Origin of the sequence: Vulcanococcus sp. Clear-D1 (genome assembly GCF_014654725.1) — a bacterium.
GTDB lineage: Bacteria > Cyanobacteriota > Cyanobacteriia > PCC-6307 > Cyanobiaceae > Vulcanococcus.
The window spans coordinates 1-8,765 of sequence record NZ_JACVZV010000011.1; the positions used below are offsets into that span (position 1 = coordinate 1).

An 8,765-nucleotide genomic window follows, 5' to 3' on the forward strand; every position below is an offset into this window, starting at 1 on the left:
TGCAGACCTACTGGAGCGAATGCCAGATTTTTGCCAAATACTTTCCAGAACAGAGTTCGATTCCCCAGCAAGGCTTCTATTGCAACAATGCCAATAGCGCCATAGCCGCCGATACCTGGAATCGCTTCAAGTTCCATGAGGAACTAACAGGTCTGGAAGACATGCATCTTGCGAAGCGCTTGGTCGCTGAGCAGGGGGCAGTGGGCTACGTAGCAGATGCCAGCGTACGCCATATCCATCACGAAAACTGGCGGCAGGTGCAGAGACGGTTTGAGAGAGAAGCCCTGGCTTTGCAGCAGATTTCCCCAGAAGTAATCCTGAGGAGGCGCGACCTCTTGCGCTATTTCAGCCGAGGAGTTGTCCGTGATCTGGCTGCAGGATTGCCGAGAACATTGTCCTTGGCAACCCTTCGGCAGATCATCCGCTATCGCTTTCATCAATATCTAGGCAGCTATCGTGGCAATCGTCTCCACAAGAGAACGAGCAGCGAGGTCCGCGAAACGTATTTTTATCCAACCTCTTCCATAGGCGAGCCATTAACGAAAAAATCATGATCGAATCAACAAACTCCAAGCCAAATAAAATTGTTGCTTTGTTGCCGATGAAGGCTAATAGTGTGAGAGTTAAAGGTAAGAATTTCAGGGATTTCTGCGGTAAGCCCTTGTTCCGCTGGATTCTCGACACCTTGCTCGCAGTGGAGGACATTGATCAGATCATCATCAACACCGATGCCCGGAACAAGCTCGCTGAGAATGGTCTGACCGCCACCGACCGCATCACTATCCGCGATCGCAAACCTGAGATCTGTGGTGACCATGTATCGATGAATCTGGTGCTGGCCGACGACGTGGCCAACGTGCCGGCCGACCTGTATTTAATGACGCACACCACCAACCCGTTGATGAGTGTCAACACCATTCGCAATGCCATCGCTGCGTTTGTAGATGCCCAAGCAGCCAACGTGGTCGACTCGCTGTTTACTGTCGATAAGGTACAGACTCGCTTCTACCGCGCCGACTGCAGTCCCGTGAATCACGACCCGGATAATCTCATCCCCACCCAAGAACTGGAGCCCTGGTTTGAGGAGAACTCAAATCTATATCTATTTACTGCAGAGAGTTTCACAAAGACATGTGCTCGCATTGGCAGCAAGCCGATGATGTTCGAAAGCCCCTTTTTCGAATCAGTAGATATCGATACACCGGAAGACTGGGACTTTGCCGTGGTAGCCGCACGGTTTCTGCAAGAACGAAGCAAGGGATAGAACAGATGAAAAATATAGTAGCCTGCCAGCTCATGATGGGAGAAGCCACTTCCGGTTGTTGTTCGAGCATCAAGCGATGGAAGCGCCTTTTGAAGGCAACACGGAAAGCAATGATTTTTCAGTTCGAAATATCTAAATCGTAAAATGTTTTCGCCCGAATTAAGATACATGGTTTGGCCGCCCATCGCTGCCGATGTCGAAAAGTATGCGCTTGGCCGTATAGTGGCTATGCTTTGCTGGTTTGCGGGGCCTACCGCACAGCGACTGCGCATTCCCTTGTCGCTTCTAGAAACTTCTATCGACTACGTATTGCCTGAATATGCGTCTCTTGCCGCACTCTCTGATTTTCACAAGATTGAGTTTTTAGATATCTCTCAGGCACGTGACCTGTTAATTCGAGAGAGGCATACTATAATTGTATTGAGCCGTGATGTGGAGCCTGATGAAGTGCTTTCGGTCGCGCATCCGCTGGTCGGTTCGCAGCCGCTGACAAAGGTGAAGCGCCCGCCCGCCCGCACGTCGGGATCAACCTACTACTACTACTTCGGCAATCCCGATGGCGACGTGCAGGACGCATACTATGCAGCGTGTCTGACCTATTGGGTCAGCGGGGGCGAAGACAAGGCCTTCCTTGAGGCCTCGCGAGACGACCTTGTGCGCCAGAGATTCCGCGCCGCCGCCAAGTCGTGCATCGCGCTGTTCGGCACCGGCCCTTCGCTGTCTGAGGCGCTAAATCGCGACCATGGCGATTCCTTCAACATTATCTGCAACACAATCATTAAGAACCGGGCCTTCACGGAGCACTTGGATCCTCAGATCCTTGTGGCGTCAGATGCGCACTTCCACTTCAGCTATCACCGCTACTCGGCGCGATTTCTTGGCGACTTGGTCGCCTTCCTGCACAATTCAAGCGCCTCGTTTTACACCTTCGACAAGTTCGCCGCCTTCCTGCGCCGACGCGTGCCCGAGATCGCCGGCCGAGTCTTCGGCATCCCGGCCGGCCGCAAGACCTACGGCTTCGACTTTGACCAGGAATTTCGGGTATTCCCGGGCGACAGCGTGCTCAACATGTTCCTGCTGCCGCTGGGAAGCTACCTGGGCCAGGAGGTGGTACTCAACGGCTTCACTGGCCGCGCCCCGTCGGACAGCTTCTTCTGGAGTCACTCAGAGTTGCACCAGTACTCTCATCTGATGGAGGACGTTCGCCAGGCTCACCCGGCGTTCTTCCGCAACCGCGACTACGGCAAGTACGCCAATACGGTTGACGATGACCTTATGGTGCGGGTGAATGCTGCGCTCGAGGCCGGCAAGGGCATACATTCCGCCACAACGTCCTTCTATAGAGCCTTACAGCCGTGAGTTGTCGCATTCCGGTACTTGTTGATGGCCGCATCTTCACTCTGCAGGACAAGGGAGGTATAAGCCAGCTTTACTCATATGTTCTGGCCAGCCCGCAATGGCGCCGCCACCTGGAGACCTGGCTGCTGGTCTACCCGGGCCACGAACGTAACCTACATCTGCAGGCCTCGGGGCTGCTGATAGCCGATGACGTACGAGTTGTTAACTGTCCGATCCCGCCGAGCGACAACGACAAATACAACCTTCCTGAGCATGATCTACAACGCGCCGAGGTGGCGCGAGCCACCAGCTGCTGCTTCCGCGCGGTGGTCAACACCTACTACGGCGAGAACGTTCTGCCGGACTGCGCCCGCTACATAGTTACTGGACTGGATTTCGCCCATGAGGAATTGCCAGAGTTGGCCGAACGGCCTACTACATCAGGTGTGCTACGCCGCAAGCGGCTGGCCTTCGGGCAGGCCGATTGGGCCTGCTTTATCTCCAATTCCTCGCGCGAGCGCTTTTTCGCCCACTACCCCGGCTTCGACCGCCAGCGCAGCAGCGTTATTTACCTGGGTCACGAGCCCACGCGGCCGCAAGCCACCCGGGTCCGTAGCTTGGTGCTTCACGTTGGCTCGCGCGGGCTGTACAAAAACTTTGTCGTCGTAGCTGCGGCTCTGCGCCGGCTGATGGAGCGCGAGGGCCAGGTCCGCCTACTGCTGCTGGGCGGCGAGCCAGCCGACGCGACCGTCGACGCGCTGCGGCGCGACTTCCCCGGCCGCGTGATCTTTGACCCCAAGCCCTCGGACGCGGCAATGGACCTGGCGATGGCTAGCGCCTGGATCTACGTCTCGGCGTCGCGCTACGAGGGCTTCGGCATTCCGCTGCTCAACGCCATGCGCCTGGGCGCCCACCCGGTGGTCTCGGACATCCCGGTCTACCGCGAGGTCGCCGGCCCCCACGCGCGATACTTTGACCCTTCTTCGGCCGATGCGCTGCACGACGCCCTAGTCGGCGCGCTGTTCTGCGAGCCCCAGCCACGCCGCATTTGGCGCACCTGGGACGACGTCGCCGCTGAGTACGCCACGCTGCTGTGCCATGGATAAAACCACCACTGGCGCGCTGCTACGCCTTGAATCCGACGTTCTTCAGCCTGCAGCCGGCACGAGCAGCGATGGGCGCGAATTGCTCGTGTCGGTCAACCCCGACCTGAAGTCCGACTTCGGCCACTACCTCAACTACGAGAAGCGGCTGGCCGAGGCCTGCTCCCGACTGGGCCTGGACCACATTGGACTGGCCAGCCGCGAGCTCGCTGTGCAGCATCCCGGCGTGGTGCCAGCCTTCCAGCGCGAGTCCGGTCACTACGCCATGGTTCGCGGCCTCGCCAGTGGCCAGCAGGCGACCATCGCGATGGAATTCCGTCAAGAGCTGCTGGCGGTGCTCAAACCCCTGCAGGCCAACGGTCGCTGGTCACGGCTGCATGTGTTCGTGTACTGCGGCAGCAGCCGGCTCGCGATGGAAATGGCTCAGTTTGACTGGCCCGAAGGCGTGACCCTGTGCATCAACGCCTTCTGGGACTTCCTGATCGACGGCGCCCCGCCGGACGGGCTATCAGGGCTGTGCTTCCAGCGTGCGGTTCGCCTGCTGGCCATGTCGGACTTGCACGCGCGCAATTGGCATGCTGCCTCGGGCCTGCGCTTCGACTGGATTCCCAATCCGCCACCGCTGCTTGGCGACTCCGATGCCTATGACAGCATCCGACGCATGTTCGGCGCAGCCCGCGGCCGTGACCGGATGCGGGTGCTTGTGCCGGGGCTGATGACTGTCGGCAAGGGTCAGGAGACGACGGGTGCGTTGCTGGAGCACCTGCGCCAGTACGGCACCGGCGGACGCGACTACGTGTTCCGGGATCGCAAGTCCGAGCTCGGTATCCGGCCATCCGACCCGGTACATGTCCTCACCGGCGACCTCAGCGACGAGCAGGTGATCGAGCTGTACCGGTCCAGCGACGTGGTACTGCTGCCCTACGAGGCGCCGACCTTTGCCGTGCGTACAAGCGGCGCCCTGGTCGACGCCCTGGTGTTCGGCGCCGTGCCCCTGGTGCTGGGAGGTACCTGGCTTGCCCACCAGTGCCGCCAGTACGGGGTGGGCCGCATTCTGCCCGATGCCCATCCGGCCACCGTGCTCGCGGCCTTGGCCGCGGTCGAGGCCGAGCTCGCGGCGGAGCGGAGGCGCGTGCCGCGTGCGGGAGCCCTGTACCTGGCCCACAACACCTGGTCGGAGCTGGTTCGGAGCATCGTGCATGCGCCGGCTACCTACACACAGCCGGCCAGCGGCGATGAGTACATGCCGCCGGAAGCCTCTCTCTTCGCCGCCGCCAACCGGATGCTGCGGCTGGGGCGGCATGCCGAGGCGGCGCAGCTATACGCCTGGCTCTCGGCCACCCTGCCGCTGGCGATCTACCAGTCCAACCTGCAGCTGTGCGCTAAACGCAGCGGCCGAACCGTCGACGAACTCCTGTCCTCTACGTCATGAATGTATCGCCCGCGGCCGCGCTGCCCCCCCGCAGGGCCCTGATCATTGGCATCACCGGACAGGACGGGGCATACCTGGCGGCCCACCTTCTGGCGCACGGCTACCAGGTCTTCGGCAGCTCGCGCGACGCCCGGCCGTCGTCGTTGTCGGGGCTGCAGATGCTGGGCATCGCCGGCCGCCTGCACGTTGTGCAGATGGCACCGGCGGACTTCCGCAGCGTCATCCAGACGATCTCGAACATCGAGCCAGACGAGATCTACAACTTGTCCGGGCAGAGCTCCGTGGCTGTGTCCTTCAGCCAGCCCATTGAGACGCTGGAGAGCGTCATCGTCGCCACTGGGAACCTATTAGAGGCCATCCGCTTCCTCGGGCTGGAGAAAAAGACCCGCTTCTACAACGCCTGCTCCAGCGAGTGCTTCGGCGACACCGACGGCGCCCCCGCAAGCGAACACACTCCCTTCCACCCGCACAGCCCCTATGCGGTGGCCAAGGCCGGCGCCTATTGGCTGGTGGCCAACTACCGCAGCGCCTACGGGCTGTTCGCCTGCTCGGGCATCCTGTTCAACCATGAGTCTCCGCTGCGGCCGGACCGCTTCGTCACCCGCAAGATCGTCGCCGCGGCGGTGCGCATCGCTGGCGGCAGCGACGAGCGGCTCAAGCTCGGCAACATCGACATCAAGCGCGACTGGGGCTGGGCCCCGGAATACGTCGACGCCATGCATCGCATGCTGCAGGTCGAACGCCCTATGGACTTCGTCGTTGCCACCGGGCGCACCGTTGGCCTGTCCTATTTCGTCGAGAACTGCTTTTCCCAGCTGGGCCTGGACTGGCGTCGCCACGTCGATACAGACCCCGCGCTGCTCCGCCCGTCGGACATGAAGATCAGCCGCGCCGACCCGGCGCGCGCCGAGCGAGAACTGGGCTGGCGAGCGACGGTCGGTGTCGAGGATGTGATCGCGCGGCTGATCGCGCACGAGCGCCAATCCGCAGCGGGTCGGACGGGCGAGCGCTCAGCGCACTGACGGCGCAACGGAATGAGGTGGGCTGGTTTTTCTGGACAGGCCCCATCGTCAACCTCTAAGGCGGGGCACCGCCCCTGATGGGGGCTCCCACCCATGAGCAAGCGACGCACCCACAGTCCCGAATTCAAGGCCCGAGTTGCCATGGAGGCGATCAGCGGCCGCTAGACGATCCAAGAGAGCGGCGCTGATCACGCCATTCACCCCATCCAGGTGAGCCAGTGGAAGCGGCAGCTGCTCGACGGAGCCAGCGAGCTGTTCACGACGGGCAAGAAAACCAAGGACAAGGAGGAGGTTCAGGCCAAGGAGGCTGAGCTGTTCCAGTAGTACTGCCTCGCAGAAGCCTGGCGGCTACGGCAAGCTCCAGATGGAACTGGAGTGGCTCAAAAAAAATCTCAGCGGCTCTGACGCCCATGAACTGCGCACGCTGGTCGATCCAGGCCACCCTGAGCTCAGCGTCAGCCGTCAGTGCGCTCTGCTGGGCCTACCGCGATCGACGCTCTATGACCGGCCGGCGCCGGTGCGTCAATCCACGCTGCGGATTATGGCCAAGATCGACGCGCTCTACCTGGATGATCCCTGCAGTGGCAGCCGACGGATGGTCGAGTACCTGGCCAGAGAAGGGATTCCGATCAGCCGTGACCGTGTCCGACACCTCATGCGCCGCATGGGTTTACGGGCGATCTACCAGAAACCCCGCACCACGGTTCCCGGCGATCCATCAGAGCGTTATCCCTGCCTGGTGGATCTCAGGGATGTCACGGCAGTTGATCAGGTGTGGGCCACTGACATCACCTACATCCCACTGCAGAAAGGCTTCCTGTACCTGGTGGCGATCATGGATCTCCACTCCAGGCATGTTCTCAGCTGGAAGCTGTCCAACAGCCTTGACACGGAGTTTTGCCTGGAGGCTCTGGAGATGGCCCTCAGTAGTGGCCGGAGACCGCAGATCTTCCACTCCGACCAAGGGTGCCAGTTCACCTCAGCTGACTTCGTGGGCCGGTTGCAGGCCGAGAAGATCAAGATCAGCTGGTCAGGAAGAAAGCGCTGCTACGACAACATCCTGGTCGAAATGCTTTGGCGCACCGTCAAATACGAGGAGGTGTACATCCATGCCTACAGCGATGGCTGGGAGACTGAGATCAGCCTGACCCGCTTCCTGTGGAGGTACTGCCATGTAAGACTCCACAGTTCACTGGGAGGGAAGACTCCCTATGCCGTCTACACTGAACCAGAGCCCTGTTTCTCCCGCCTGGAGTTAACGATCTCAGGTGCCAGAACTGTCCAATAAAAGGCACCCACCTCAGAAACGAAGACGAAAGTCACGTCGGGGACGAACCCAGTAAAGCCAAGGAAAACCTGATTAAATCTTCAAAGCCGTTCCACGGTCTCCTTGAATGTCGGGAATAACCTTTGCTCGGCGTGATTACCCAGCCCCCTCCGCGCGGCCCCTGTTTAGTCGGCTGAAGGACAATCGTTCGCCCTTGGCCTATTTCCAGGGTCAACGTCAGCGCGGAGCCATCAACGAACACGAACCGGCCAGCAGACAGTCGTTTTCCGCCTAGCCTCTTAAAGCAGTCTGCGTTAATATACGATAAGCAACCATTTCGCTTGCCAATGAGCAGCGCACTCGATCAGGCTTCCCGCCTTGGCAAATGGCTTCAGGCTGTGCGGATCAACCAAGAAACTACTCTTCCGGGGCTTTGGCAACCGCGTCTCATTGTTGACGTACTAACTGCGGGTATTCCCAAAGATCAATGGAAAGGAGTTAATGTTCTTGACATTGGCGCTTGCAATGGAGGTCTATCTATAGAGCTGGCGCGCTTAGGCGCAAATGTTCGCGCCGTTGAGCCAAATCCTGTTGCGCGCAGTCAATTTGCATTTGCCTACGATCTAATTTCTCAAAATGAAGATCTTTCAATTGAATATTCAGATAGCACGCTCTTTTCTTTGGATCGCGCCGTAAAATACGACGTTGTCCTCTTCCTAGGTCTCGTATACCATTTTCGCTACCCACAGCTTTTTCTTCGTCTACTTAGGTGGGTTTAATTCCGCCAAGTTCTTCATCTCCTCTCGGACCCATAAATCTCCGCATCTTGTTATGCAGAACCGTAAGGAGTCCACTCCACAATTCTATTCAAAACAATCTCTCGCTGGATATCATCCAAGTCGTCCTCTTCTTAGGGCCATGATTGAGTGGGCTGGATTCCGCAATATTCGTGAGTGCTTAACCCCTGAAACCGGTCGTGATTTCGAAGACTGTGCTCACCAGGTGACCAATACTTGTTATTATGTGTGCGAAAAGGGGGAGACTGTTAACTATGAAGATCAAGTCAATGTATACATGTGAGCAGAATGCGAGTTGCTGTCTATGCCAATTGCCAAGCTGGCCCCATCCATCGACTAATTGAGCGTGCTGCTCCACAGTTAGAAGTTGTGCGTACCCAGCCTGTTCATCTTATTGGCCAAGATCAAGCCGAAAAAGTTCTAGCTCTCCTCTCGTCCGCTGACATAGTCTTGGCCCAGCCGATCGGCGCAGGTTTCGGCCGTTTATCTAGGGAATCTCTGGACAAACGGGTTTGAGCGACCGCAGTGAGCAGGAAAGAGTG

Annotated in this window: 8 protein-coding genes and 1 pseudogene; all 9 read left to right on the top strand. The window is 59.0% G+C overall.

What is annotated here, in order from left to right; genetic code table 11:
• Positions 1-554, top strand: a pseudogene (locus tag H9532_RS03395) (hypothetical protein); the annotation flags it as partial.
• The gene (locus H9532_RS03400) at positions 551-1,264 is read left to right on the top strand and encodes an acylneuraminate cytidylyltransferase family protein (RefSeq protein WP_296365810.1); all 714 of its coding nucleotides are present in this window, start codon (positions 551-553) and stop codon (positions 1,262-1,264) included. The pseudogene H9532_RS03395 and the gene H9532_RS03400, both read left to right, overlap by 4 nt.
• A gap of 168 nt (positions 1,265-1,432) precedes the next feature.
• On the top strand, positions 1,433-2,623 hold the full coding sequence (locus H9532_RS03405; protein ID WP_296365812.1) for a hypothetical protein: 1,191 nt from the start codon (positions 1,433-1,435) through the stop codon (positions 2,621-2,623).
• Positions 2,620-3,708, top strand: a complete 1,089-nt coding sequence (locus H9532_RS03410) for a glycosyltransferase (protein WP_296365814.1) — start codon at positions 2,620-2,622, stop codon at positions 3,706-3,708. The genes H9532_RS03405 and H9532_RS03410 overlap by 4 nt, the downstream gene beginning before the upstream one ends.
• Positions 3,701-5,137: a hypothetical protein gene (locus H9532_RS03415; RefSeq protein ID WP_296365816.1), complete on the top strand. Its 1,437-nt coding sequence runs from the start codon at positions 3,701-3,703 to the stop codon at positions 5,135-5,137. Before H9532_RS03410 ends, H9532_RS03415 begins: the two co-directional genes overlap by 8 nt.
• On the top strand, positions 5,134-6,159 hold the full coding sequence (locus tag H9532_RS03420) for a GDP-mannose 4,6-dehydratase (RefSeq protein WP_296365819.1): 1,026 nt from the start codon (positions 5,134-5,136) through the stop codon (positions 6,157-6,159). Before H9532_RS03415 ends, H9532_RS03420 begins: the two co-directional genes overlap by 4 nt.
• A 364-nt stretch (positions 6,160-6,523) precedes the next feature.
• The gene (locus H9532_RS03425; RefSeq protein WP_296365820.1) at positions 6,524-7,447 is read left to right on the top strand and encodes an IS3 family transposase; all 924 of its coding nucleotides are present in this window, start codon (positions 6,524-6,526) and stop codon (positions 7,445-7,447) included.
• A 326-nt stretch (positions 7,448-7,773) separates the two neighbouring features.
• Positions 7,774-8,205, top strand: a complete 432-nt coding sequence (locus H9532_RS03430) for a methyltransferase domain-containing protein (protein ID WP_296365822.1) — start codon at positions 7,774-7,776, stop codon at positions 8,203-8,205.
• A 306-nt stretch (positions 8,206-8,511) separates the two neighbouring features.
• The gene (locus H9532_RS16000; protein WP_366664509.1) at positions 8,512-8,739 is read left to right on the top strand and encodes a WcbI family polysaccharide biosynthesis putative acetyltransferase; all 228 of its coding nucleotides are present in this window, start codon (positions 8,512-8,514) and stop codon (positions 8,737-8,739) included.
• The last annotated feature ends 26 nt before the right edge of the window (positions 8,740-8,765 follow it).

Bases quoted from the DNA above. Each gene is read 5' to 3' on its own strand.
- H9532_RS03400 (WP_296365810.1), top strand. From the start codon at position 551: ATGATCGAATCAACAAACTCCAAGCCAAATAAAATTGTTGCTTTGTTG.
- H9532_RS03405 (WP_296365812.1), top strand. From the start codon at position 1,433: ATGGTTTGGCCGCCCATCGCTGCCGATGTCGAAAAGTATGCGCTTGGC.
- H9532_RS03415 (WP_296365816.1), top strand. From the start codon at position 3,701: ATGGATAAAACCACCACTGGCGCGCTGCTACGCCTTGAATCCGACGTT.
- H9532_RS03420 (WP_296365819.1), top strand. From the start codon at position 5,134: ATGAATGTATCGCCCGCGGCCGCGCTGCCCCCCCGCAGGGCCCTGATC.
- H9532_RS03425 (WP_296365820.1), top strand. From the start codon at position 6,524: ATGGAACTGGAGTGGCTCAAAAAAAATCTCAGCGGCTCTGACGCCCAT.
- H9532_RS03430 (WP_296365822.1), top strand. From the start codon at position 7,774: ATGAGCAGCGCACTCGATCAGGCTTCCCGCCTTGGCAAATGGCTTCAG.
- H9532_RS16000 (WP_366664509.1), top strand. From the start codon at position 8,512: ATGCGAGTTGCTGTCTATGCCAATTGCCAAGCTGGCCCCATCCATCGA.